Consider the following 23,851-nt stretch of genomic DNA (forward strand, 5'->3'; position numbering starts at 1 on the left):
CGTTTGCTGTCACGCAGTTGGGTAACCCGGACGGAAGGTGACCGCATCGCTCTACCCAGCCCCCGCCGTCGGGAATAACTTGGGGGCATGACACTGAACATCCAGGTAGTAGTCGACTGCAAGAAGCCCCACGACCTCGCCGACTGGTGGGCCGAGACGCTGGAATGGAAGGTGGAACCGCAGGACGAAGCGTTCATCCGGTCCATGATCGAGCAGGGATTCGCCACCGAGGACCAGACCATCACCCACAACGGCAAGCTGGTGTGGGCTGAGGGCTGCGCGATAGTGCCGGCCGAGGACACCGAACCCAAGACCGGCCGGCGCATCCTGTTCCAGACCGACCCCAATGAAAAGACCGTCAAGAACCGAGTGCACTGGGACGTGCGCCTGGACGGCCGGGACAAGGACGAGGTGCGGAAACAGTTGGAGGCCCGGGGTGCCAAGCACCTCTGGACCGCCAGCCAGGGACCCCACGAGTGGCACACCATGGCCGACCCTGAGGGCAACGAGTTCTGCATCAGCTAAGGCCATTACTAGACTCGGACTGTGAACAACCATCTACCTGCCAAGGTTTCCGACGTCTTTGACCCCTCACGCTGGCGCACCGTTTCCGGCTTTGATGACTTCAAGGACATGACCTACCACCGGCAGGTTGAGCGTTCCACAGATGGCACTGCCAAAGACCTGCCGACGGTCCGGATCGCGTTCAACCGTCCCGAAGTCCGCAACGCTTTCCGCCCGGGCACCGTCGACGAGCTCTACCGCGCCATGGACCACGCCCGCATGACCCCGGACGTCGCCACCGTGCTGCTCACGGGCAACGGGCCTTCCGAAAAGGACGGCGGGCACTCGTTCTGCTCCGGCGGGGACCAACGGATCCGTGGCCGCGACGGTTACAGGTACGCAGAAGGTGACACCCAGGAGACCATCGACCCCGCCCGTGCCGGTCGCCTCCACATCCTGGAAGTCCAACGACTCATGCGGACCATGCCCAAGGTGGTCATCGCCGTCGTCAATGGTTGGGCGGCAGGCGGCGGCCACTCACTCCACGTGGTCAGCGACCTCACCATCGCCTCCCGCGAGCACGGCAAGTTCAAGCAGACCGACGCCACAGTAGGAAGTTTCGACGCCGGATACGGCTCTGCGCTGCTGGCCCGCCAGATCGGGCAGAAAGCCGCGCGGGAGATCTTCTTCCTTGCCCGCGAGTATTCCGCCGATGACATGGTCCGGATGGGTGCCGTGAACGAGGCCGTTGACCACGAACGCCTTGAGGAAGTCGCCCTGGAGTACGCGGCGGACATCGCCCGCCAGTCACCCCAGGCCATCCGCATGCTCAAGTTCGCCTTCAACCTCGCCGACGACGGCCTGGCCGGGCAGCAAGTTTTCGCCGGCGAAGCCACCCGCCTGGCGTACATGACGGACGAGGCCGTAGAGGGCAAGGAAGCGTTCCTCCAGAAACGCGACCCCGACTGGTCCAACTTTCCCTACTACTTCTAGGACCTCCGTGAACATCGATCCCGTACTGAAAGCCCTGATGGCAGCCCTCCACGGTGAGGGCCCCGCCGTCGAAATCGTCCAGGATGAAAACGGCGGGCCGCAGGCGGTTCCGGTGGAGACCGGCGTCGAAGATGCGGCCGTGGTGGTCCGCACGTCCGGTTCCACGGGGACGCCCAAGGCAACTGTCCTGACCATCGACGCCCTGGCAGCATCCTCCGTGTCCACCGCCATGGCCCTGCGCGGTGAGGGCCAGTGGTTGCTCGCGCTCCCGCTGCAGTATGTGGCAGGTGTGCAGGTCCTGGTCCGCTCGCTCTACGCCGGCACGCGTCCGTGGGTGATGGACCAGTCGAACGGCTTCACTCCGGAGGCCTTCACCGCTGCCGCTGAGGAGCTGACGGACAAGATCCGCTTCACGTCCCTGGTGCCCACGCAATTGCAACGGCTCCTGGACTCCCCCGCCCCGGAAACCCTGGCCGTGCTGCGCCGCTTCAACGCGATCCTGCTGGGCGGGGCGCCTGCCTCACCCGATCTCCTTGCGACCGCCCACGCAGAGGGACTCAAAGTGGTCACCACCTACGGCTCGGCCGAGACCTGCGGCGGGTGCGTGTACGACGGTGAGCCGCTGGACGGCGTCGAGGTCCGCATCGGTGAGGGCGAGCTGGAAGGCCGCATCCTACTGGGCGGCGACACCGTGGCCGCGGGGTACCTGGACGCGGCCCGTGCCTCGAAAGCGGCGTTCTTCGAGGAGGACGACGTCCGCTGGTACGTGACCGGGGATCTGGGCCAGCTGTCCGACGACGGCAAACTCACCATCCTGGGCCGCGCCGACGACGTCATCATCACCGGCGGCGTGAAAGCCTCCGCCTCGTACATCCAAAGCAAGCTGGAAGAGCTCGACGGCGTCACTGCGGCTTTCGTGGCCGGCGTCCCCTCGCGCGAGTGGGGCCAAGCTGTGGCGGCATACGTCGCAGTGACGGATCCCACCCCTGAAGGCATCAAAGGCTTCACCTCCCGACGCGAGGCCGCACTGGGTGTTTTGGCCCCTAAGACGGTGCTCGCGGACAAGGAATTGCTGATGCTGCCGAACGGCAAACCGGACAGGCTGGCCATGATTGACCAGCTTTCCAAGCTGCATCAGGGACAATAGACACGTTCTTCCCCCGCTAAAGATCAACCGCGAAACACACGAGGTACTACACGTGGCGACAGCTGCACAATGGATTCAAGGAGCCCGGCTCCGCACACTGCCCGCGGCCATCGCGCCCGTCCTGATCGGTTCGGCAGCGGCGTACGAACTCCAGGCGTTCCGGTTGCCGAACGCGATCCTGGCGGCTCTCGTTGCGCTCCTGCTCCAAATCGGCGTGAACTACGCCAACGATTACTCGGACGGCATCCGCGGCACCGATGAAGACCGCGTGGGTCCCCTGCGCCTGGTCGGTTCCGGCGCTGCGCTGCCGGAGCAGGTGAAGTGGGCGGCGTTCGGGCTGTTCGGCGCCGCGATGATCTGCGGCCTGATCCTGGTGATCATCACCCAGACGTGGTGGCTGATCCTGGTCGGTATCGGTTGCGTCCTGGCAGCCTGGGGCTACACCGGCGGCAAGAATCCTTACGGCTACATGGGCCTCGGAGACGTCTTTGTCTTCGTGTTCTTCGGGCTCGTCGCCACTCTGGGCACCACCTACACACAGGCTGGCCAAGTAAGCCTGGCCGCGGTGATTGGCGCCATTGGCACGGGACTCATCGCCTGTGCACTGTTGATGGCCAACAACGTCAGGGATATCCCCACGGACACTGCTGCGGGCAAGCGGACGTTGGCAGTGCGTCTCGGCGACAGGCACGCGCGTGAAAGCTATGTGCTGATGTTGGCCGTCGCCATCCTGCTGGTGATAGTGCTGGCGCCCACCAAACCGTGGATGCTGATCGTGCTGCTGCTGATCCCCGCCTGCCTGATGCCGGCGTGGCTGATGGTCAACGGCAAGAAGCGCAAGAGCCTCATTCCGGTGCTCAAGCAGACCGGCCTGATCAACCTTGGGTACAGCCTGCTGTTCTCACTGGGCCTGGTCCTGAGCCACGGCTTCTAAGTTTTTGTACAGCTAACGCCCTCAAGAAGGCTTCTTGGGGGCGTTAGCTGTACAAAAACTCCTAGACGGAACCCGGGCGCTTGTCGTTATTGACTGCGATGTCCGGGTTCTGCTCCACCAAGCCGTCCTCCGCGGCGGCGTCTTCAACCTCGCCGGCGGTGCGGATGGGCTTGGCCCGCCCGGAGAAACGTTCGCGCATTGCGGCAGTGGCGGCGTCGCGCTGTTTCTGGAAGAAGAGGTAGCTGATGGCGAAAGCGATCAGCCCGGCGAAGATCACCGCCAGGATCCAACCGACCCCTAAAAAGGCGAAGAGCACGAACAACGGCACGAACAGCGCCAGACGGATGAGGGAATACTTCAGGAAAGCCACCATCCAAGTTTAGCCGCGATGGTTGCACTCTGATCACGGCAGGGATCGGGCGCCCAGCGGAGGGCTTCCGGCGACTAGACTTGGTGCATGCTCCGCGTTGTAGGCGTCGTCGTCGTCCTTGTCATCTTCGTCTATGCCCTGGTGGATGTCATCCGCACGGACGGCCACCAGACGCGCGGTATTTCCAAACCCGCCTGGATCATCGTCATGATCGTCCTGCCGCTGCTCGGCGCGGTGCTCTGGTTCATCTTCGGCCGGCCCTACGGCAAGCCGACCGCAAAGCCCGTCCGCCGTCAGCCCACCGCCCCGGATGATGACCCCGAATTTCTCCGGAACCTGGAAACCCGCCGCCGCAACCAGGCCGAAGATGATCGCCTGAAGAAGCTCAAGGCCGACCTCGAAGCCAAGGAACGCAAGCTCGGCGACAAGCCCTCCGATGGCTCCGGTGAGGCAACAGGCAACGGTTTCAAACCCGGCGATGCCAAGCGCAGCGAGCCGGATCCCCATGATACCGACGAGCTGAAGTAGGCAAACATGGCCCAGCAAGCTGATGGTTCACGGCAGTCACCTTCCACCTCACCATCAGCCAGCGGGCCAACGGCATCCCCGGCGCCGCCGCCGCGTCCCGGCATTTCCTTGTCCACACCGCCGCCCATTGCCGCGGTCATCAAGCCTCCAGGCCCCGCACGCGCCTCCCGGTCATTGTGGCTGGCAAGTTTCGTGGCCGGCATCGCCGTGGTGGTCACCGGCTTCCTCGGCCGTGACGCACAGTTTGACCGCCTGAAAAGCGTCATCGAGGGCATGGTTCCCGACGGCGACGCGCAGGCTGTCGAGGGGGCCACCGCCGTCGTATTTCTCGGAAGCCTCGCCATGATCGCCCTGGTGGTGGCCATGGAAGCGGTCCTGCTTGCCGTTCTCTTCAGACGCCGTATCTGGGCCCGTTGGACGCTGGCGCCCCTGGTCCTCCTGCACGCCGTGGTCACGGTGATCACCGCCGACTTTGTGGTGGCTCCCGGAGCTGACGGTGCCTTGACCACAGCCCTGTTGGCGGCCCAATTCATCCTTGCCGCTGCAGGCCTGATCCTGCTGTTTTTCCCGTCAACCACCACGTGGCTTCTGAGCGAACGGGTCAGCGAACGGGTCAGCGAACGGCGGGCATAGAGGCCAGCATTCCCTCGCAGCTGCGCAGGACAACACGGCACGCGTCCAGCGCGCGGGGCTCGGTCAGCGGATTCTCCGCGATCAGCCGCCAACGGTTCAATCCGTCACGGGCGGCCCCGCTGATGTGCTCGGGGTCCGTTCCCGGATCCAGGCCCAACCTCAGGGCGGGCATGCTCCCTCGTCCACCCACCAGGCGCTCGGCTTCGGCTTCCAGTTCCTTGTCCAATCCAACGCCATCGGTGCGCAAGGCTGCCAGGAGCTTCAACTCCCGGAACTCGTGGGCTCCCGTCATAAGCCTCTCCAACCCGGCTTCCAGCGGTGCTATACGGTCCTTGGGCGAGCAGCGCAGCAATGATTCCAAACCGACGACGGCGGCACGGGCCTTAAGTGCTTCGGCGCGCGTCTGGAAAAGATGGCCGATGGTGTCGAGCAATTGGCCAAGGCCGCTGCGGCGGGCAAGCTCGTGGGCCAACTCCGTAGGGTCCGTGGTTCCGCCCCGGATCAGGGCAACGCCCAAGCGGATTCCGAACAGGCCGAACCTGTGCACCAAGGAAGCTTTCATGGCCTGATCGAGTCCCTGCGGATCCTCCCTGCGGATGAAACGGTCCGCGGACAGCATCATCCGTTCCCGTTGGCCTTTGTCCATCTGTGCCAACAGTTTCATGGCGTCAACATCCCCTTGCCGCATGGTCCGTGAGCTTTGTGCCAGCAATCCGGCCACGGGAACAACACCCAGGGCGAGGGGTTTGAGACTTTGGTCCCGGCTGTATCTCTCCGCGATGACTGCTGCGGAGATCAGGGAGTCGATCCTCCCGGCGCCGATCTCATCGGCCCGGGACAGTACTGCCAAGGCATTGACGGTACCGGACTGCCCGGCGGCTGTGTCCTTGAAGGATTCGAGGAACCGGACGTCGGAGGCGTGCAGGTGCCGCATGAGGTAGATGACGGCATCGGCCGACGCTGGGGTGTCTTCCGGCAACAGGAATGCCGTGGACCTTCCGGAAACGTCCTGCGACAAGGAAGCTATGCCCGGTGTGTCTATCAGCGTGAGGTGACGCAGGCTGGCTGATGGCCAGTCCACCACCAAACGCTCTATGTCTTCGGCCGGGACATCACCCAGGGAGAAGACCAGGCGGCCGTCCTCTCGGGTTACCGGAAGGGTTCGGGGTTTTCCCCTGAACGGGTAGAGCGTGATTTTCGGAGTGTGTCCGAACCGGTACCACGTGACCACCTTGGTGCACTCACCGGCGTCGGTCGGCGCTATTTCTTCGCCAATGATCGCGTTGAGCAGCGTTGACTTCCCGGCCTTGACCATCCCGGCAACTGCTATGCGCAACGGCCCTTCCAGCCTGTTTTCAAGCTCATCCACCACCGCGAGCGCAGCTGCGTCCTCGTGGAAGACTTCCCGTGCCAGCCGTAGCAGCTCCGCGGCTCCGGCGATGCCAGTTTCCATCATCCGGCCGGGACCGCCGATGTGGCGGGATTGGGTTGGTTCTCCGCGGATGGGACTTCCTGCAACAGTTGCGCGTCCTTCGCCAAGGTGTCCACGGCCTTGAGTTGGTTCCGTATCTCTTTGATTCTCAGGTCCCGCTCCACGGCATAGACAGCCGCCGCTTTCTGGGCGGCCGCCACAGATTCCGCCAGGGAACGGTGGTGCTCTTCGGCAATTTCCGTGAAGTGGTCCCGGGTGGCCCGCTGGACCAGCCGCAGCCTGTCCTTGAGTTGCTTTCCTACTTGGAACACCACATCGTCCACGTGCTTCCTGACGAGGATCTTGGCCTCCGACTGCCTTTGCTTGAGCCGGGCTGCTTTGTCCTCCCGGAAGGCTTTCCGTCCCAGCAGGAGACCGGCCCCAACGGAGAGAGGATTGATGAGGGCCATTCCAAAGATGCCTGTCAGGAGGCCAAACATGAGGACCCCGCCGTAGGATCCCCGCATGCCGATCAGCACTTTCTGCAGGGGTCCAAGCCGCCCGCTTTCCATCTCCTGGATGTCGGCTACAGGATCCAGCACGCCGCCGGTGTCGGCAACCTTCAGCGCCGGCAGTGCCACCTCCTCCTCGGAAAAGTGGTCCGCCACCTGTGTGGCCAGCCATTGGGCACGTTCACTGGTCCACACGAATGTGTCCGACACCGCAGCAGCGGTACTCTGTTCCAGCCATTGGGTGAACTGCTCCCACGCAGGCCCGGGATCGCCGTTGTCAATGGCCAGTTCCGCTTCGCGTTGAATGCGGCGCAACCTGTCCTTCAGGTCATACTCCATGTCTGCGATGAGGTCCCCGATCCCATCGTTGAGCGTTATCTGCCAGCGGGCCGACCGTTTACGCAGTGCGTCGGCGTCCTCCTTGGCCGCGGTGAGGCCGGCGATCATTTGCGGAGTACCTTCAGGGTTCTCCAAGGCACCAAGCTCCGCCTGCAGCGCAAGCCTCAGGTTCTCCGTAACGGTCAATAGGTCATGGCCAACTGACCTCCGCTGAATTCTGGCAGCCTCCCCCACAATGTTGTTCCGCAGGTGTGTGATCAGCGCGGGAAATCCCGATTCGGCGTTCAGTTCCGTGTCCTGGAGCCGCGCTGCCTGGAGGCGAAGCTCTGAGGAAACCGGAAACAGGGGAATGTCCGGCCCCACGTCCGCGAGGTGCCTCTGGTCCAGGTCCGCAATCTGCCGCCAACTCGGATAGAGGTCTGTCTTGGACAACACGCACACAACGTTTGGACTGATACGCATGGCTTGCCGCAGGAAGCGCATCTCTGGTTCGGTGTATTCCTGGGAAGCGTCGGAGACGAAAACCATGGCATGGGCCGAGGGCAAGGCAGTCAACGTGGTCAGAGTGTGCGTTGACCCCAGGCCACCGACGCCCGGCGAATCCACTACGGTCAGGCCGCCGGCCAGCAATTTCCTCGGCAGTGAAACTTCGGCCGCCACGATCTTCTTTGCATTGCCCGGGTTGCCCTTCTCCGAGACGTATTCAGCAAGGTGGTCCAGCTGAACGGGTTGCCGTTCCAGCCTGCTTTCAGAGCCGGCGTTCTCTCCTTCGGGGGTTCCGTTTGATGTGCCCGGCTCCGGGCCGGGAACCAGGACAACGGCCGACGCCGGATCCCCCTGCCGTATGACCGTTGGCACTGTGGTGGCAATGTCGTCGTCGACGGGGCACACGGGCGCATTGACCAACGCGTTGATGAGTTGACTCTTGCCTTGTTTGAACTCGCCAACCACAATGACGCGGACGCTCGGATCCTCCAGGCGGTTCCGGGTGTTCTCCAAGCGTCGACGCAGATCGTTCCGGTCCCCCACGAGCGCCATGCCCTGCTCCACCAACGTGGTCATGCGTGCTGTTTCCGCCACAGTCTGTCCTTTGCTCGGCTGGCCTCGTCGGGGCCACGAAGTGCCCGGCAGGCGACCATCCGCCTGCCGGGCACTGCTGGGGGGCACTTCACGTCGCAGCTATCGCTGCTCCGTTTGGAGCTCTTGGGTGCTAGTCGATTTCAACGTCGTTGTCTGCCACCACGATCGAGTCATCGATGTCGTTGTACTCGACGTCCACGTCTTCGACGTCCAGGTTGGTGGAGTTGTCGTACTCGAATTCGTTGTCCGCCACCACGATCGAATCGTTGATGACGTTCACATCGTCCACTTCGACGTTGGTGGAGTTATCCGGCGAGTACTCCAGGTCCAACTCGTTGTCCTGGACCACGACGGAGTCCTTGATGAGCTGAACATCTTCGACGTCCACATCGGTGGAGCTGTCGTTGAACGAGTCGGCCACGTTGACGGAGTTGTCCGAGTTGTCGGAGTTGTCCGAGTTGTCGGAGTTATCGGAGTTGTCGTTGAACGAATCGGAGATCGTCGTGGTGTGCGTCGAGTTGTCCGTCTCCTCGTTGAAGGAGTCCTCGATGTCCACATCGACATCAACATCGGTGTTGTAGGAGTCTTTGGTCACCGAGTGGTCGGAATTGTCATTGAAGGAGTCCTTGACCTCGATGTCCGTGTTGCCTACCTCCAGGTCCCCGTCGCCCGACTCACTGAGGTTCACCGAGTTATCTGTTGAGTGGTCATCGGTCGTGGTGGTATTGCCGGAGTCCTTCACGTCGTCGCCAGCGGCAATGGCACCGTCGCCCGAGGCGACCACTGCGTCCTGGTTGAAGAGCTGCGTGACGTCGCCGTCTGCCCAGATATTCTGGTTTACCGACTGATCGGTGATCGTGTCACGGTCGTCGATGTTGGTGGTGTACGAGTAGTTGTTCACCACGTGGACCAGTTGCTGAACGGCGTGGGCGTGGTCATCGCCGCCATCCCAGCCGCCGCCACCGCCGCCGCCATGGCCGTGATCGTCGTCGTGGCCACCCCAGCCGCCGCCACCGCCGCCGCCATGGCCGTGATCGTCGTCGTGATCGTGATCGTCGCGATCGGGGCGTCCGCCACTCCCGCCGCCGCCGTGACCGTGGTCGTCGTCGTCATCGGGGCGTCCGCCACCCCCACCGCCGCCGTTGGGACGATCGTCGTCGTCCTGCCCACCCCAGGTGGCGCCGCCGCCGGTGGATCCGTGGTTGCCGCCGGTGTTGTATTCACGATCGAACGACGAACGGGCGTTGATCGGTGCGTAGTCCAGGACCACGGGGCGAACAGCATCGACGTCGGCCGAGGAGACGTCGCGGAGGCCCGCTGCGGCGAGGGCAGCTTCGGGATCGCGGACAAAATCTTCGGCTGCGTCGGGATCGTTGAACAGGCTCATCAGGAACTGCACGAGCTGTTGTGCGAGTGTAGGCATTGGAGTGCTCCCTCAAATTCTGCGGTGGGTGGTAATTGGCCCGGCGCCTTTGCCGGGCTCCCATTCAACGTATGGCCGGGGTGGGGGTCCGGGCATCGGGGGTGGTCCCCCTGCCGCTTGCCCCACCGTTAGGGGATCGCGGGTTTTTCCGTCAGGGGGCGGAGGGGATACCGCCTAGGGAGGCGGGTGCCCCTCCCCCAACGCCAGGCGCAGGCGGACAAGGAGCTCCGAGCGGCTGTCAGCCCCCAATCGCCGGCGCATCCGGGCCACATGGTGTTCTGCGGTGCGTGGCGATATGTAGATCGCATCGCCAATTTCGCGGTAGGTCTTCCCTTCCAGGAGGAGGCGGCCCACTTCACGTTCCCTGGCGCTCAGCCCGGATGGGTCCGTTGCGCCTTGGCCGACGCTTTCCGGAACAGGAGGGCCCGCAACATCATGGTGCGGATCCGCCAGGCGCTCCGGTGTCCCGCCGGACGTGGCACTGTGGGGATGAAGATCCCTGGCACACGCAAGAAGCCTCACCATGTCGCGTCGTTCCTCCGCATGCGCCGCAGCATGGCCCGCCAGGCGGGCTCCTTCCCAGGGCATCCCGACGGCGGCCAAGCCACGGGCAGCAGTTTCGACGTCGGACGCTTCAAACCGACTGGCCAGAACCGAAACCCAGGCCTTTCCGCCCGCGGCGAGGACCGCAGCAACATGGCTGTGTTCGGAGGCGCGCACCAGCGCGGCCGCATGTGGGGCGAGCTCTGCGGGGCTCTCGCTCAGCAAAGCAGCCTGTACCGCAGCCCAGTGCAGGGGCACGGCCCACAGCGACGGGCTTCCCAGCCTGCCCAACAGCTCCCAGGCACCGTCCAAGTAGTGCGACACCCGACGCGTCTCCCGCAGCCGTGCGGCGCAAATCATCAACTCGCCCCACGGCAAAAGACTGAACAGATCCACGGACACATGCATCATGGCTTCGCGTGCCCTGTCCCACGCCAAAACCAGCTCATGTACTTCGCTGCCCCGGCGTGCCAGCCCCACTTCCAGTGCCGACAGCAGGAGTTCGTCCCGCGGCGCCAGTGGCCAATGGTTCGCCTTGACAGCTTCATTGATGGCCAACCGGGCTTCGTCAGCGTTGTCCTGCTGCATGGCGGTCCATGCCCGCAGCAGGAACAACCTTGGTCTGGCAGCATCCCCACCCTGCCCCGCGGCCAACGCCGCCGTGAGTACGTGGTCAGCCACTGCCGGCTCCCCGCTATGAAGGGCACATAGCGCAGCCAGGGCGGCGGGGGTCTCCGGCACTGGAATCGCCGCGCCGGATGCGTTCATCATGTCCGATGCCCTGATGAGTTCCGGCAGCGCCATGTGAGGTGCCGGTCCGAGAGTTCGCCCCAGTCCCTCCTGGGTGAGCGACAAAGCCACCGCCAGGAGAGTCGGCGAACCGGACGGGGGCGCTGCGGCCAGGAGTTCCTCGACCCTCACTGCATCGCCCGAGCCGATCATGGCTACCGCCGCGAGTGGCGCAGACCCGTCCATCCTGTCCGGCCCCAGCCAGTTGTAAGTATCAGCACCGCGGGCAAGCATGCCCCGTTGAGCCCATACCGCAGCAGCCACGTCCACACCCAAGCGGAGGTCAGGAGGCTCGGGCAAAGCGAGGAGACGGTCCACGATCCTGCCCGCTGCATCCAAGTCTCCTATTGCGGCGGCCGCCTGGGCCCTCCGTGCTGCGTTGGCGAGTTCGTTGTTCCCGGCCATAAGCGCCTCGGCGTAAAGATCCGCGGCCAGCCGCGGATCCGTATCCAGGACCCTGTTTGCTGACTCCTCCAGTTCTGCGGCAACACGGGAATCCTGCAAACCGCTCCTGGCGAGGTCGCGGGCCAAGTCCCCCAAAACCCGGCCCTCCGCCAGGATCTTGCCCACGAGTTCCCGCTGCAGCGCGCCAATGCGGGCAGTAGGGGCACCCTTCAGTAAGGCATACCGGGCAGTGCCCACCACGGATCCGTCGGACATCAGAAGGCCGGCGTCCCTGGCTGAAGCGATGATCGAATCCAGCCCCGCATGGCTTTCAAGGCCGCTCGGCAACGGCGCAGGAAGGGTGAACCCCACAGACAGGGCAAGGAGCAGCTCGCGGACAGCCGCGGAATCGCCTGTCAGTTCCGGAATACCGGGGGAATCTGCCTCAGGGTGGGAAGCAGGTTCCGTGAGCGGGTGATCGATTGACCCGGGCCGAAGGTGCCCGGGCTTATGGTCATGTCCCGTCATGGGCTAGACCGCCGAGAGTAGCGCTGGATCCGGAATCGGGCCAGTTTCCGTGGGCAGGGGTGCGGGGTCAAGCGTGGCAGGCGGGGTTGTGGGCTCCGACTGCGGCACTGTTGGCTCGGGAGCGGGCGGCGGAGGGTCCTGCGTGACCGTCGGCTCAGGCTGCGGCGCTGTTGGTTCGGGCGAGGGAGGGGGTGTCACCGGATCCGACGGAGTGGTAGGCGGTGTTGTCGGTTCGATGACCGGTGGCGGGGTTGTGGGTGGTGTTGTCGTCGGAGGCGGGGTAGGCCCGGTGGCGGCGCCACCTGTGGGAGCCGGCGTGGGTGTGGTGGTCGCAGTGCCGGGGGTCGTAGGAGTTCCGCCTGGCACGGCGGGAGTGGCAGTGCTGCCCGTTGAGGTGCCGGAGGCCGGGCCGGCAGCCGATCCCGCGGCGGTGCCCGAACCAGTGCCCGCATTTGCGGTTCCTGACCGGGCCGGACTCTTACCTGTCGCGCTCCCGGCCCTCGTGACCCCGGCCCTGGCGCTGGCTTCAAGTCCCGCCGCCGGGTTGCCCACCGCCGGCGCCTCTCCGGCTTTCCCGCCACCAGCGCCGCTGCCTTGGCCCGTGGACGCCTGGGTACCGCCGTCGCGCATGACATCGGCGGCCTGGTTGCCGAACATGGTTGCCAGCAGTCCACTGCCTCCAGGGCTCTGTGCCGCCGTTGCCGTGGCGATGGTCAGAACGGTTGCGGCGACTGCCGCTGCTGCCGCCATTCGGACACGGGGCCGTGGGGCGTGCCGGCCAGGCTTCGCGGGGACAGTTTTGAGGGCGCCCAGGGCCGGAGCCCGGGTAGCGACATGCGGCCTTTCCAGAGACATGCCATCCGCTATGCTGACGGACGCCGAGGCCGCCGCCTCCGCGGCGTCCGCTCCGGTTGAACCCAGGCCAGCCACCGCTGCACCAAGGCAGATGGAGGACTTGGGATCGGCGTCGACGGCGATTGGCCGGCCAAGTTCCACCGAAATCATCTCGGCCACGAGCGGAATACGCGAGGAGCCCCCGATCAGCAGAACAGCCCTCAAGTCCTGCGCGTCGACTTTGATGGCCCGCAGGCTGCGTTCCAATGACTCCACGGTGTCCCGGACAGGTTCCTCGATCATCGCTTCGAATTCGGCCCGGACCAGCCGGACGGACTGCTGGGTGCCGGGCAGGGATACGGCCACGCTGGATTCAGTGTCCATGGACAGCGCTTCCTTGGCTTCCCTGCATTCCCGCTTCAAGCGGGAAAGGGCCGCCATCGTGTCCGGCGCCGTCGGGTCCACGTCCGCTGCGGCGCTGACGTGACCCATCACGTGACGCAGCACGGCGGCGTCGAAATCGGCGCCGCCAAGGGTTTCAATGCCGTCCGGACGGCCTAGTAGCTCAAAGTTTCCGGCTCCGGCTTTGCGGAGGATGGCGGTGTCGAAAGTACCGCCACCGAGGTCGTACACCGCGATGATGCTGCCGTCTTCCACCCGGGTTTGGGAGGCGTAGTGCAGGGCTGCTGCTTCCGGCTCGCTGATCAGGGTGATGTCCTGCAGGCCGGCCACGTTGAGCGCTGCGAGGACCGACGAGGTACGGTGCTGGCCCCAGGCCGCGGGGTGCGTCATGATGATCGACGACGGCGCCGCCCCCTCACGCTCCTGCGCCCTGTCCAGCACCCAGCGGGCCATGGTGGCGTACACGTCCTCCGCAGCAAGCCACCGCTCGCCGACAGCCAGGGGGACGGAATCTCCGATCCGGCGTTTGAACTCACGCACCATGTGCTGGGGATCGTCCAGGCCCCGGCGTTCGGCCGCTTCACCTACCAGCACACGGCCGTCGTCGGCGTAGAACAACACAGAGGGCACGGCGCTGCCATGCAATCCCAACGGGAGGATTTCCGGTGTAGGCGTTGGACTCTGATCAGGCTTAACCAGGGCTGCTGCGGTAAAACTTGTCCCGACGTCAATGGCGAGAACATAGCTCATAGGTACCTCGAAAGAACACTGCGCGTCGCTAGCGGGCTGCATCACAAGCGGGTTCTGAACAAGGTAGCACCTGCCTTGGGCAGGCAACAGGCTTGTTTAGTGCACCGTTTTGTTGTTTTCCGAGACCCGGGCCCGCACCGGGGACAACGCCCCTGCTCAGGCCCGGAGTGGGACCCAACCCTCGGTTTAGAGCCCGGAGTAGGAATGCAGGCCGTTGAAGACCGTGTTCACCAGCGTGAAGTTGATGATGACGCAGGCGTAGCCAACAATCGACAACCACGCCGCACGGGTTCCAGTCCACCCACGGGTTGCCCGCGCGTGCAGGTAGCCCGCGTAGACCACCCAGATCACGAACGTCCATACTTCCTTGGGGTCCCAGCCCCAGAACCGACCCCAGGCCTTCTCGGCCCAGATGGCGCCGAACATGAGGGTGAAGGTCCAGCCGATGAAGGCGATGGCGTTGATCCGGTAGGACAGGTTTTCCAGGCTCAGCGCGTTCGGAACGATGCGCATGAAGCCGAGCTTGTCCGCACGGCCCGCGGCCAGGTTCTTCTGCCGGTGCGACTGGACCAGCTGCAGTGCGGACATGGCGAACGTCAAGGTGAACAGGGCGGAAGAAAGTACTGCGATGGAAACGTGGATGATCAGCCAGTAGCTCTGCAGGGCCGGCACCAGGTGGCCCACGGGAGTCCAGAAAGCAGCCGAGGCCGCCACGAGCATGATGATGGCCAGCCCGATCACGAACGTGCCCAGGAAGCGCAGGTCACGGCGGATGAGGACGATCAGGAACACGGCTACAGCAACGAAGGCACCGGTGGTGAGGAACTCGTACATGTTGCCCCACGGCACGCGACCTGCGCCGAAAGCACGGGTGACCACACCCGCGCCGTGGATCAGGACGCCCAGGACCGTCAGTGCAACGGCAACGCGGGCCGGGGCGCGCCGTTCGCCGGCGTACTTCATGTCGCCGGCGGCGGTGCCGCCCTCAACGGTGAGGCCCGACGTCGGACGCTCTGCACGGCCAGCCGGCCCACCGGCGTCGGGACCGCCCAAGCCTCCGCCAATGCGACCTGCGGAGACGGCAACCTTCTCGCTGGCGGAGCTGGCTGCGGCCTTCAGGTCCACTGCCCGGAGCATTTTGCTGCTTTTCGCCAGGTCCCAGGCAAACGCGATGAAGGCCACGGTGTACGTGCCGGCGGCCAACAGCATGAACAGCTCGCTGTACTGGCCCAGGGTTTCGTTGATGACGGGCATTACTGGTCCTTCGAGGTTGAGGAAGATCCTGCTGTAGTTGTTGCGGTGTCCTGCGTCTCCGGGACGTTCCATTCCCGGGCAAAGATCTCGCGAAGTGCCGCGGCTTCGCCGGCCAGACGGTGGTCTTCACCGCGGGCCAGCAGACCGTATTCCACCATGGTGCGGCCGTCCGCATGGGTTCCGGTGCGGACCCAGACACGTCGGCGGTTGATGTAGAGCGACATGACCAGGCCGGCAACCGCGAGGAAACCGAAGATCAACGCGTACAGCTGGCCGGGGTTGTGGTGGATGTCCACGCCGATGTACTTCTTGACGCCATCAAACGTGATGCTGCCCTTGCCTTCGGGCAGGTTGGCCGTTGCACCCGGAGTCAGGGTGATACCGCCGGCCGCTAGGTCGCGGCCGTTGAGCTGCTTGAGGTCCTTGACGTCCAGTTCAAACACGTTCTGGGGCACGCCCTTGTCAAGGCCAAGGTCACCGTAGAACGAGTTCAGGCTTAGCTGGGGGTTGATGAGTTCCGGGGCGCCACTGAAGGAAATGCCGTCCTCGGTGACGAACGCCGTGGGAAGGAAGAAGCCGACAAAGCCGAGCTGCTCCGGTTTGGCGTCCGGGACCTTGATGACCACCGAAGAGTAGTAGTTGTCACCTTGGACCTTGGCCGTGACGGGCCCCTGGAAGGAGACGTTCCCCTCGCCGTCGCGGACGGTCACCATGGGAGCGTAGCCGTTACCGGTGAGGTAAAGGCTGGTACCGCCAAGTGAAACGGGATCGTTGACCTTCAGGGTCTCCTTCTTGGCCGGCGCATCCGGGTTTTCCTTGGTAGTGACTTCGGCCGTGTAGTCGATCGGCTGGCCCGCCTTGCCCGGCGATTCGCGGTCGAACCTGGCCTCGAACTTATCCAACTGCATCGAGTAGGGCTGGAGCGAACTGCTCTGGAAGTTGGTGCCAGGCGTGAATTGGTCGTAGCCCACCAACGTGTTGACGAACGTGTCGCCCTCCACCAGGATGCGCTGGCCGCTGTACCCGAAGAGACCGCCGATGGCCACTGACACCAGCACGCCGATCAGGGAGGTGTGGAACACCAGGTTGCCCACTTCCTTCAGGAAGCCGCGCTCGGCACCCAAGGACGGCAGGGCGCCGTCGACGTCCCTGACCTCAACACGGTAGCCGCGCTTCTTGAGCAGCCCGGCGGCATCGTTAATGGCCTTCGACGCCGGGACCCCGGCGTCGGCGGGCAGCTCCAGCGTGCCGTACTCCGGCAGGCGCGAAAGGCGCTTGGGGGTGCGCGGCGGCTGGGACTTCATGGCCTTGTAATGGGCGATCGCGCGCGGAGTGACGCAGCCAATCAGCGAGACAAACAGCAGGATGTAGATGGCCGAGAACCAGGCCGACGAATACACGTCGTACAGCTGCAAGGCATCGAGCAGCTCGCCGTAAGACGGGTTGTCCTTGATGTACTGCGTGACCACTGACGGATTCGCGGGCCGTTGCGGGAACAGGGAACCCGGTACGGCGCCAACGGCGAGCAGGAGAAGGAGGAACAGCGCCGTGCGCATGCTGGTCAGCTGGGTCCAGGCCCACCGCAGCATGCCCATGACACCGAGCGCGGGAAGCGCGGCCTCGGACTTGGCCTGCTGGAGTTTTCCTTCCGCTGTGTTTCCGGGCGTGCTCTCAGCGGACGGTGACTTCTTCTTGGCTTTCACGGACTCGCTCATCAGATCGGCAACTTCACATCGTTTTGGAACCAGTACTGCAACTCGGTCACCCAGGTTCCCCACACACCGGTGGCCATCAGGATGCCGAGCAAAATCAGGATGCCTCCGCCGATCCGCTGGATGGCCAGCCGGTGCTTGCGGAAGAAGGACATGACTCCCATGCCCCGGCGGACGGCCAGCGCGATCAGGAGGAACGGAATGCCGAGGCCAAGGCTATAGACGAACGCCAGGAGTGCGCCCTTGGCAGCAGAGGAACCACCGGACAGGCTCAGCAACTGTACCGCGGAGTACGTCGGACCAATACAAGGCGCCCAGCCCAATCCGAAAGTGAGTCCAAGCAGCGGCGCACCCCATAGTCCCGCCGGGGGTTTTGCATGGATCTTCGCGTCGCGCTGCAACCAGCCGAAGCCGCCCATGAAGACCACGCCCATGATGATCACCAGGATGCCGAGCAGTTGCGTGATCCAGGCATTCTGCGGACCGGTCAGGAGCGTCCCAAGCTGGCCGAAAGCCCCGCCCAGGAGAACAAAAATCACCGAGAATCCAAGGACGAACAACCCGATGCCGGCCAGCATGCGGCCCCGCCGCTGCTTTTCAAGGTCGACGCCGGTCAGCCCCGTGACGTAGCCAAGGTAACCCGGGACGAGCGGCAGCACGCAGGGCGAAAGGAACGAGACCAGCCCGGCCAGCAATGCCACTGGCACGGCCAGCAGCAGTGATCCGTTGAGGATCGTCTCGGCGAAGGGACTGTTCATGGGTGCTACTCGGCCACTGCGGAGGTGATGAGGGCTTTCAGGGTGCTCTTCTCGATCTCGCCGAGCACGCGGGAGGCAACCTTGCCTTCCTTGTCCAGGACCAGGGTTGTGGGCACGGCGCCCGGGGGCACGATGCCGGACACGGACAGGAGCACAGCCCCGTCCTTGTCGTTGAAACTTGGGTAGGTGATGTTGAAGGTCTTGTCGAAGGCATCGGCTGTGGCTTGTTCATCCCGCAGGTTGACGCCGAAGAACTGGACGCCCTGGTCCTTGAAGTCCTGGTGCAGGGCTTCAAGCTGGGGCGCTTCGATGCGGCAAGGGGCACAGGCGGCGAACCAGAAATTCAGGACGGTGACTTTGCCCTGGAGGTCCTCGGGCTTCACTGTTTCGCCGTTAAAGAGGGTGCCTTTCAATGCCACGGGCGCTGCACGGTCAGCCTTGGCGAACTCCGTCACCGAACCATCGCCGGCCACATAATTCTTGTTGTCGCCTGCCTTGGCTTGCTTTGCCAGCGAGTCTTCCTGGGCGCAGGCGGACAGGCCCATGGTCAGTCCTGCGAGGAGGACGCCGCCGGCGGTCAGCACGCCGCGTCGTGAGAGATTGTTATCCATGCTTATGCTCCCGGTGTGCTCGCCGCGCCGGGGAGCAGGACAGCAGCAGGCTCACTGTACTCAACGCGGATGATCTTGCCGTCATCGTCCAACGTGAGGGAAGTAAGGGACGTCAGGGTGCACTCGCGCTTGCGGGGGTCATGCGCCAAGCGGCGTCCCTCCGCCGTCAACCGGGTGGACCAGATGGGCAGTTGGTGGCTGACCAGGATGGCTTCGGCGCCGTCGCCGCCCAGCTCGATTGCCTTGACGCGGGCGTCCTCAACTGCGGCGAGCACGCGGGCAGCCTGTTCCTTGTAGGGCTCTCCCCAGGAAGGCCGCAGTGGATTCCGGAAGTAGAACCAGTGCTTGGGCTTCAGGAACTCACTTTTGGTGGGGTGGAGTCCTTGGAAATGGTTCTCGGCCTCGATGATGCGCGGCTCGGTGGTGATCTCCAGGTTCAGCGCCTCGGCTGTGGGCATCGCCGTTTCCTGGGCCCGTGTCAGAGGCGACGCGACCAGGTGCACGATCTTGGCGCCCTGGCTGGCGCGGGCCGCGAAGTGATCGGCCAGCATGCGGGCCATCTCCCGGCCGCGTTCGGAGAGGTGGAATTCCGGCAGCCGTCCGTACAGGACGCCGTCGGGATTATGGACCTCGCCATGGCGAAGCAGATGGACAGTTGCTTGGGGCATGTTTACCAGTTTCTCAAAGAAGCGGGGCGATCCGAAATCTTCTACCGCTAGTAGAACTCAAAGTTTTTCCGAAATGTTCCCCGGAGTTGGAATAAAAGATGCATATGCATGTTTATACTAGACACGAAGCTCGGTTGACGCTTCAAGCAATCGGCGTCAACCAGGCAAGCACGCAGTACCTTCCACTAGACATAGGAGCAACACCATGATGACTCTCCCCGCCACCGTCACCACCGGCACCTGGACCCTCGACGCTTCCCACAGCGAGATCGGCTTCACCGTCCGCCACGCAGGTATCAGCAAGGTCCGCGGCCAGTTCAAGGACGCTTCGGCCACCCTCGAGGTTGGCGAAGCCCTCACCGACTCCAAGGTCAGCGCCACCATCCAGACCGCCAGCTTCGACTCCGGCGACGTCAACCGTGACGGCCACGTCAAGGGCGAAGACTTCTTCGACGTGGAGAAGTTCCCGGAGATCACCTTCGTGTCCCGCCACGTCAAGGCCAACGGCAACAGCTTCGACCTCGTGGGCGATCTCACAATCAAGGGCGTGACGAAGGAAGTTTCCATCGAGACCGAATTCAACGGCGTTGCCGTGGATCCGTTCGGCAACACCCGCGCCGGCGTTTCCGGTGAAACCACCATCAGCCGCAAGGACTTCGGCCTCACCTGGAACGCCGTCCTCGAAGCCGGCGGCGTGCTGGTCAGCGACAAGGTAGTCATCAACCTGGAACTCGCTTTCATCGCTCCTGCTGCTGCATAGTCCCAGCCTTCGCCCGAAGGCAGCCAAACGGCGCCGTCCACAGTTTCCGGCTGTGGGCGGCGCCGTTTTGCAATACACGGAAGTCACCCCGCAATTGTTCGGCAAACAGCCTGTATTAACCTGCGAGTTGGCTGCGAAGTTCCTATGCAACCTTCAACCTGCGGTCTACAGTGATGCCATGAGTACCCCAGACGAAGCACCACAGCCACAGCAGCCCGGCTCCCAGCCTCCGCAGCCCGGCAATGTTCCTCCTGCGGGTTACCAGCCTCCGCAGGGCTACCAGCCACCCCAGGGTTACCAGCCGCCGTCGCAACCGGGCCAGTATCAGCAGCCCGCGCCACCGCCGCCCGGCCCCGGCCAGCCTGCCCCAGGGCAGCCCGGTTTCCACTTCGAAATGCCCACCGACGGGCCCCGCAACTTCAACGACGTCATGCCCCAGGGCGGATTCTCGGGAATGTTCAAAACCCAGGGCCTTCCAACGGAACTGAAGGTCTCCTACTTCATCTGGGTGATCTCCGGACTCCTGGGCCTGCTGTTCGGGCTTATTGGATTCTTCGCCGTCATCGCCGCCTTCGCGTTCGCTCCGGCCATCGCAGCCCTGGCACTGGTCCTGCTCCTGCTCGCTTTGGCCGTGGCCGCAGCCCAGGTGGTCCTGGCCATGAAGATGAAGGAGGGCAAGGAGTGGGCACGTCTGGCATTGACCATAGTGGCCGCTGTCTCCCTGCTGCTCGCCATCTTTGGAGCGGCAAACGGCAGTGGATCGGGCATGGGACTGGGCGGAAACTGGTTCGGCTTCCTCGTCAGCGCAGTAGCCGTTGTCCTCATGTGGCTCCCGAATTCCCAGCTCTGGTTCAAGGCAGTAAAAGGTCACGCTTAGCGCTGGCTGAACTGCCGCCGTCGTTCCCTGAACGGCGGGCATGTGAGCAGAAGGCCGCGGCGAATCCCTGGTGGATTCCCGCGGCCTTCATCATGAAGGCGTAAGCCAACATGATGATTTTTGCTGTGAGCCTCAAATACCTGCGTGTGATCGACTGCAGCGTCAGACCCGGGAGGTACGGTGGAAGCAGAACCACGCTGGGGGCAGGGTCATTTTGCTGATCCCGGCGGCCGCACCAGCAGTCGAACAAGCAAAGGAATGCCATGAGCAACCCTCCGTACCCGCCGTCAAACCCAGGCGATGCCAACCAGCCAGAGCAGCCAGGCGGCCAGCCCGCTGCGCCGCAGTACGGCCAACAGTCACCCGTCGCGCCGCAGTACGGCCAGCAGTCACCCGCCGCGCCGCAGTACGGCCAGCAGTCACCCGCCGCCCCGCAGTACGGCCAGGCGCCCGCCGCACCGCAGTACGGCCAGGACACCAACTGGCCAAGCCAGCAGCCCGGCCCCACCACTGTGCCGCAGATGGTCAACATCGCTTTCTGGCTGATCGTCGGAGCCGGAGCGATTTGGCTCATCTCCATCCTCATTGGCATGGCGGCCCTGAGCGATCCCACGATGCGCAGCATGGTGGAAGACCAGATGGCTGCCGGCGGTGCTGCGGACGTCAGGTTCGAAGACGTCCAGGGCTTCATTATCGGAGTCATGGTGGTAGTGGGGATCATCGGTGCGGGCCTCTACGCACTCGTGGCCATCAACGTCCGCAAGGGCCGGAACTGGGCCCGGATCCTTGGAACGATCCTCGCCGCGCTCTCCATTTTCGCCCTCTTCCCGTTGAGCCTCGCGACGCTCTCCGCACTCCTGGGAATCGCCGCAATCGTCCTGCTCTACCTGCCGGCGTCGGCTCCTTACTTCCGTAAGGCCCAGCCGTTCGGCAACGCATACCAGAACCCTTACGGCCGCTAAAGACGCGGGACTCCAAGCACTAAACGCGGGCGCGGACCCGGCGAAGGCTAAACAGCCTGGCCCGGTGTCTGCGCCCGTTGTGCGTGGTAGGCCAGAATCTGGAGCTCGGTGGCCATGTCCACCTTGCGGAGGTTCACATGCGGTGGAACCTGCAGCAGGACTGGAGCGAAGCTGAGGATGCTCCGGATTCCGGCGGCAATCACGCGGTCGCACACAGCCTGGGCCACCGTGGCAGGCAACGCCAGCACCACCATATTCGTGTGGGTACGCTCCAGGACCCGTTCGAGTTCGGCTGAGTCGCTGACCCGCAGCCAGCCCACTTCATTACCAATCACCATGGGATCGGCGTCGAAGATGGCTACGACGTCAAAGCCCCGGGATTCGAAGCCGCCGTACCGTGCCAGTGCCTTGCCGAGGTTACCGGCGCCGACGATCGCGACCTTCCAGTCGTGCGTCAGGCCAAGCGCGGCCGCTATGTGGCGACTCAGGTACTGGACCTCGTAACCAACACCCCGGGTTCCATAGGAGCCCACGTAGGAGAGGTCCTTGCGGAGAGTGGATGAGCTGACGCCCGAGGCCTCAGCCAGCGCTTCGGAAGAAACCCGTTCCACGCCCTCGGCCAAAAGAGAGTTGAGCGCGCGCAAATAGAGGGTCATCCGGGCCACAGCCGCGGGCGGGATCTGCTTGGCGGCAGGTTCGTTGTCCCCGGTTGTTGCTTCCGGTGACGGTTCCAGCGCAGTCACGGTATTCTCCATTGCGTCGCTTTGTTGTTCCACTCTATGACCCCCGGCCGGACTCAACAAAAGCCGTTACTTACGGGTAACCGCACCCTCAGCCCTCCAGGACTTTCTTCAGGGTGCGGCTCAACCGCTGCTCATCGATCTTCCAAAAATCCCGTTGGACGCCATCCACCAGCACTACGGGAATCTCTTCGGCAAACCGTTCCTGCAGTTGGGGATCGTCGTCGATCCTTTGCTCCGTCCACTGCACACCCAGGCTTTTCGTTACACGTTCGACGGCGGCACGCGCCTCCGTGCAGAGGTGGCAGTCAGCTTTAGTGAGGAGGACGACGTCGGGAATAGCCATGGGATAACGGTAACCGCCCGGATCCCCTCCCGGGCGCCGTCAGCGCGAGGCGCCGGCGATTGACTAGACTCAAAGCATGCCCGAGGAGAAGAACGCCGCTGTGTTCGCGGATGCCAAAGTGCAGAAGCGTACTGGCGAAGCCGCATTCTTCGATGTCGACAACACGTTGATGAAGGGCGCGAGCCTCTTCCACGTGGCCCGCAAAATGTATGAGCGCAAGGCATTTACGCTCCCCCAAGCTGCTGGTTTCGCCTGGAAGCAGTTCAAATTCGTCATGCGCGGCGAAAACATGGAAGACGTCCACGCAGTGCGCGACTCCGCCCTTACCCTCGCCGCCGGCATCACCGTGGATGACATCAAGGCATTGGGCGAAGAGGTCTACGACGAAATGATCGAGTCGCGGATCTGGCCCGGAACCAAGGCCTTGGCGGAACAACACCTCAGGGTCGGCCGGAAGGTGTGGCTTGTGACGGCAACACCCATCGAGGTTGCCACGGTCATTTCCACACGGCTCGGCCTGACGGGCGCCCTTGGCACAGTGGGCGAAGTCGAAGACGGAATGTACACAGGGAAACTTGTGGGTGACATCCTGCACGGGCCCGCAAAAGCCGTCGCCGTTCAACTCGTCGCCGACCGGGAGGGCCTGGACCTGGAGCACTGCTGGGCCTACAGCGATTCAGCCAACGACATTCCGCTGCTGACCATGGTGGGGCACCCCGTAGTGATCAACCCGGATGCCAAGCTCCGCAGGCACGCCCGCGAGAACAACTGGCCCGTGTACGACTTCCGTTCCGGTCGCCGCGCAGCAACGCTGGGCCTAAAGGCCGCCACCGTCGGCGGAGCGATCTACGGTCTGTGGCGAGGATTCTCAAGGTTCCGCGGCCCCCGCATCTGACCCCCTCTCACCAAACAGCCCCTCCCGGCCAACCCCCTCTCACCAAACAGCCCCTCCCGCCCAACCCCCTCTCACCAAACAGCCCCTCCCGGCCAACCCCCTCTCACCGCATGAGTTCAGCCACAGCGCCTGTGGATAACTTCTGCACGTGCTGGGCTTCTTGG

The 23,851-nt window shown here is 64.0% G+C and carries 23 protein-coding genes; 10 read left to right on the forward strand and 13 right to left on the reverse strand.

Translation table 11 applies throughout. The annotated features are described in order from the left end of the window. The first annotated feature begins 87 nt into the window (after window positions 1-87). Genes J3D46_RS22555 through J3D46_RS22570 form a run of 4 tightly spaced genes read left to right on the forward strand, consistent with a single transcriptional unit; the run spans window position 88 to window position 3,578 of the window. Complete coding sequence (locus J3D46_RS22555) at window positions 88-525, forward strand: VOC family protein (RefSeq protein WP_231340422.1); 438 nt, start codon at window positions 88-90, stop codon at window positions 523-525. A gap of 21 nt (window positions 526-546) precedes the next feature. Further along, window positions 547-1,497 (forward strand): 1,4-dihydroxy-2-naphthoyl-CoA synthase, encoded by a 951-nt coding sequence (locus J3D46_RS22560; protein ID WP_231340421.1) that lies wholly within the window; start codon window positions 547-549, stop codon window positions 1,495-1,497. Between the two features lie 7 nt (window positions 1,498-1,504). Next, window positions 1,505-2,644 carry an AMP-binding protein gene (locus tag J3D46_RS22565; protein ID WP_231340420.1) on the forward strand — a complete coding sequence of 380 codons (1,140 nt, stop codon included), beginning with the start codon at window positions 1,505-1,507 and terminating at the stop codon, window positions 2,642-2,644. A 52-nt stretch (window positions 2,645-2,696) separates the two neighbouring features. Next, entirely contained in the window at window positions 2,697-3,578 is an 882-nt protein-coding gene (locus J3D46_RS22570; RefSeq protein WP_231340419.1) for a 1,4-dihydroxy-2-naphthoate polyprenyltransferase, read from the forward strand. A 61-nt stretch (window positions 3,579-3,639) separates the two neighbouring features. Here J3D46_RS22570 and J3D46_RS22575 read toward each other — a convergent pair whose 3' ends face one another. Then, window positions 3,640-3,951, reverse strand: a complete 312-nt coding sequence (locus J3D46_RS22575; RefSeq protein WP_231340418.1) for a DUF4229 domain-containing protein — start codon at window positions 3,949-3,951, stop codon at window positions 3,640-3,642. 84 nt (window positions 3,952-4,035) lie between these two features. Here J3D46_RS22575 and J3D46_RS22580 point away from each other — a divergent pair, with 84 nt between their 5' ends. Both J3D46_RS22580 and J3D46_RS22585 read left to right on the forward strand, forming a co-directional pair. Further along, window positions 4,036-4,476 (forward strand): PLD nuclease N-terminal domain-containing protein, encoded by a 441-nt coding sequence (locus J3D46_RS22580; protein ID WP_231340417.1) that lies wholly within the window; start codon window positions 4,036-4,038, stop codon window positions 4,474-4,476. 6 nt (window positions 4,477-4,482) lie between these two features. Then, window positions 4,483-5,109 carry a hypothetical protein gene (locus J3D46_RS22585; protein WP_231340416.1) on the forward strand — a complete coding sequence of 209 codons (627 nt, stop codon included), beginning with the start codon at window positions 4,483-4,485 and terminating at the stop codon, window positions 5,107-5,109. Here the strand turns inward: J3D46_RS22585 and J3D46_RS22590 are convergent. From J3D46_RS22590 to J3D46_RS22635, 10 genes are all read right to left on the reverse strand, one after another. Continuing rightward, window positions 5,090-6,565 (reverse strand): dynamin family protein, encoded by a 1,476-nt coding sequence (locus tag J3D46_RS22590; RefSeq protein ID WP_231340415.1) that lies wholly within the window; start codon window positions 6,563-6,565, stop codon window positions 5,090-5,092. The genes J3D46_RS22585 and J3D46_RS22590 overlap by 20 nt on opposite strands. Next, the gene (locus J3D46_RS22595) at window positions 6,562-8,451 is read right to left on the reverse strand and encodes a dynamin family protein (RefSeq protein ID WP_231340414.1); all 1,890 of its coding nucleotides are present in this window, start codon (window positions 8,449-8,451) and stop codon (window positions 6,562-6,564) included. The genes J3D46_RS22590 and J3D46_RS22595 overlap by 4 nt, the downstream gene beginning before the upstream one ends. 130 nt (window positions 8,452-8,581) lie before the next feature. Then, window positions 8,582-9,874, reverse strand: coding sequence for an IniB N-terminal domain-containing protein (locus J3D46_RS22600; RefSeq protein ID WP_231340780.1), 1,293 nt, complete (start codon window positions 9,872-9,874; stop codon window positions 8,582-8,584). A 174-nt stretch (window positions 9,875-10,048) separates the two neighbouring features. Then, window positions 10,049-12,118, reverse strand: a complete 2,070-nt coding sequence (locus J3D46_RS22605) for a LuxR C-terminal-related transcriptional regulator (RefSeq protein ID WP_231340779.1) — start codon at window positions 12,116-12,118, stop codon at window positions 10,049-10,051. Window positions 12,119-12,121: 3 nt separating this feature from the next. Next, window positions 12,122-14,104 (reverse strand): Hsp70 family protein, encoded by a 1,983-nt coding sequence (locus tag J3D46_RS22610; RefSeq protein ID WP_231340778.1) that lies wholly within the window; start codon window positions 14,102-14,104, stop codon window positions 12,122-12,124. A gap of 186 nt (window positions 14,105-14,290) precedes the next feature. Continuing rightward, window positions 14,291-15,358 (reverse strand): c-type cytochrome biogenesis protein CcsB, encoded by a 1,068-nt coding sequence (ccsB, locus tag J3D46_RS22615; protein ID WP_231340777.1) that lies wholly within the window; start codon window positions 15,356-15,358, stop codon window positions 14,291-14,293. After that, on the reverse strand, window positions 15,358-17,073 hold the full coding sequence (locus J3D46_RS22620) for a cytochrome c biogenesis protein ResB (protein ID WP_231340776.1): 1,716 nt from the start codon (window positions 17,071-17,073) through the stop codon (window positions 15,358-15,360). The genes ccsB and J3D46_RS22620 overlap by 1 nt, the downstream gene beginning before the upstream one ends. Further along, window positions 17,073-17,828, reverse strand: a complete 756-nt coding sequence (locus J3D46_RS22625) for a cytochrome c biogenesis CcdA family protein (protein ID WP_231340775.1) — start codon at window positions 17,826-17,828, stop codon at window positions 17,073-17,075. Before J3D46_RS22625 ends, J3D46_RS22620 begins: the two co-directional genes overlap by 1 nt. 5 nt (window positions 17,829-17,833) lie before the next feature. Further along, entirely contained in the window at window positions 17,834-18,439 is a 606-nt protein-coding gene (locus J3D46_RS22630) for a TlpA disulfide reductase family protein (RefSeq protein ID WP_231340774.1), read from the reverse strand. 2 nt (window positions 18,440-18,441) lie between these two features. Beyond that, entirely contained in the window at window positions 18,442-19,107 is a 666-nt protein-coding gene (locus tag J3D46_RS22635; protein ID WP_231340773.1) for a histidine phosphatase family protein, read from the reverse strand. A 208-nt stretch (window positions 19,108-19,315) separates the two neighbouring features. On the opposite strand from J3D46_RS22635, the gene J3D46_RS22640 reads away from it, so the two are divergent. The 3 genes from J3D46_RS22640 to J3D46_RS22650 all read left to right on the forward strand — a co-directional run bounded on the left by J3D46_RS22640 (window position 19,316) and on the right by J3D46_RS22650 (window position 21,706). Continuing rightward, a complete protein-coding gene (locus J3D46_RS22640) occupies window positions 19,316-19,867 on the forward strand; it encodes a YceI family protein (protein WP_231340783.1) in 552 nt (183 codons plus the stop codon). Between the two features lie 178 nt (window positions 19,868-20,045). After that, entirely contained in the window at window positions 20,046-20,744 is a 699-nt protein-coding gene (locus J3D46_RS22645) for a hypothetical protein (protein WP_231340772.1), read from the forward strand. A gap of 263 nt (window positions 20,745-21,007) precedes the next feature. Beyond that, window positions 21,008-21,706 carry a hypothetical protein gene (locus J3D46_RS22650; RefSeq protein ID WP_231340771.1) on the forward strand — a complete coding sequence of 233 codons (699 nt, stop codon included), beginning with the start codon at window positions 21,008-21,010 and terminating at the stop codon, window positions 21,704-21,706. A gap of 47 nt (window positions 21,707-21,753) precedes the next feature. On the opposite strand, the gene J3D46_RS22655 is transcribed toward J3D46_RS22650, so the two are convergent. Beyond that, window positions 21,754-22,461: a redox-sensing transcriptional repressor Rex gene (locus J3D46_RS22655; RefSeq protein ID WP_141281215.1), complete on the reverse strand. Its 708-nt coding sequence runs from the start codon at window positions 22,459-22,461 to the stop codon at window positions 21,754-21,756. Between the two features lie 76 nt (window positions 22,462-22,537). Then, window positions 22,538-22,792, reverse strand: coding sequence for a glutaredoxin family protein (locus J3D46_RS22660; protein ID WP_159707209.1), 255 nt, complete (start codon window positions 22,790-22,792; stop codon window positions 22,538-22,540). Window positions 22,793-22,868: 76 nt separating this feature from the next. On the opposite strand from J3D46_RS22660, the gene J3D46_RS22665 reads away from it, so the two are divergent. Beyond that, a complete protein-coding gene (locus J3D46_RS22665; RefSeq protein ID WP_231340770.1) occupies window positions 22,869-23,687 on the forward strand; it encodes an HAD family phosphatase in 819 nt (272 codons plus the stop codon). Window positions 23,688-23,851: the final 164 nt, after the last annotated feature.

The sequence above is a fragment of the Paenarthrobacter sp. A20 genome (assembly GCF_024168825.1).
Lineage (GTDB): Bacteria > Actinomycetota > Actinomycetes > Actinomycetales > Micrococcaceae > Arthrobacter.

Coding starts and splice junctions, on each gene's coding strand:
- J3D46_RS22555 (WP_231340422.1), top strand. CDS start 88: ATGACACTGAACATCCAGGTAGTAGTCGACTGCAAGAAGCCCCACGAC.
- J3D46_RS22645 (WP_231340772.1), top strand. CDS start 20,046: ATGAGTACCCCAGACGAAGCACCACAGCCACAGCAGCCCGGCTCCCAG.
- J3D46_RS22660 (WP_159707209.1), bottom strand. CDS start 22,792: ATGGCTATTCCCGACGTCGTCCTCCTCACTAAAGCTGACTGCCACCTC.
- J3D46_RS22635 (WP_231340773.1), bottom strand. CDS start 19,107: ATGCCCCAAGCAACTGTCCATCTGCTTCGCCATGGCGAGGTCCATAAT.
- J3D46_RS22630 (WP_231340774.1), bottom strand. CDS start 18,439: ATGGATAACAATCTCTCACGACGCGGCGTGCTGACCGCCGGCGGCGTC.
- J3D46_RS22580 (WP_231340417.1), top strand. CDS start 4,036: ATGCTCCGCGTTGTAGGCGTCGTCGTCGTCCTTGTCATCTTCGTCTAT.
- J3D46_RS22585 (WP_231340416.1), top strand. CDS start 4,483: ATGGCCCAGCAAGCTGATGGTTCACGGCAGTCACCTTCCACCTCACCA.
- J3D46_RS22665 (WP_231340770.1), top strand. CDS start 22,869: ATGCCCGAGGAGAAGAACGCCGCTGTGTTCGCGGATGCCAAAGTGCAG.
- J3D46_RS22620 (WP_231340776.1), bottom strand. CDS start 17,073: ATGAGCGAGTCCGTGAAAGCCAAGAAGAAGTCACCGTCCGCTGAGAGC.
- J3D46_RS22650 (WP_231340771.1), top strand. CDS start 21,008: ATGAGCAACCCTCCGTACCCGCCGTCAAACCCAGGCGATGCCAACCAG.
- ccsB (WP_231340777.1), bottom strand. CDS start 15,358: ATGCCCGTCATCAACGAAACCCTGGGCCAGTACAGCGAGCTGTTCATG.
- J3D46_RS22640 (WP_231340783.1), top strand. CDS start 19,316: ATGACTCTCCCCGCCACCGTCACCACCGGCACCTGGACCCTCGACGCT.
- J3D46_RS22610 (WP_231340778.1), bottom strand. CDS start 14,104: ATGAGCTATGTTCTCGCCATTGACGTCGGGACAAGTTTTACCGCAGCA.
- J3D46_RS22605 (WP_231340779.1), bottom strand. CDS start 12,118: ATGACGGGACATGACCATAAGCCCGGGCACCTTCGGCCCGGGTCAATC.
- J3D46_RS22625 (WP_231340775.1), bottom strand. CDS start 17,828: ATGAACAGTCCCTTCGCCGAGACGATCCTCAACGGATCACTGCTGCTG.
- J3D46_RS22655 (WP_141281215.1), bottom strand. CDS start 22,461: ATGGAGAATACCGTGACTGCGCTGGAACCGTCACCGGAAGCAACAACC.
- J3D46_RS22590 (WP_231340415.1), bottom strand. CDS start 6,565: ATGATGGAAACTGGCATCGCCGGAGCCGCGGAGCTGCTACGGCTGGCA.
- J3D46_RS22575 (WP_231340418.1), bottom strand. CDS start 3,951: ATGGTGGCTTTCCTGAAGTATTCCCTCATCCGTCTGGCGCTGTTCGTG.
- J3D46_RS22600 (WP_231340780.1), bottom strand. CDS start 9,874: ATGCCTACACTCGCACAACAGCTCGTGCAGTTCCTGATGAGCCTGTTC.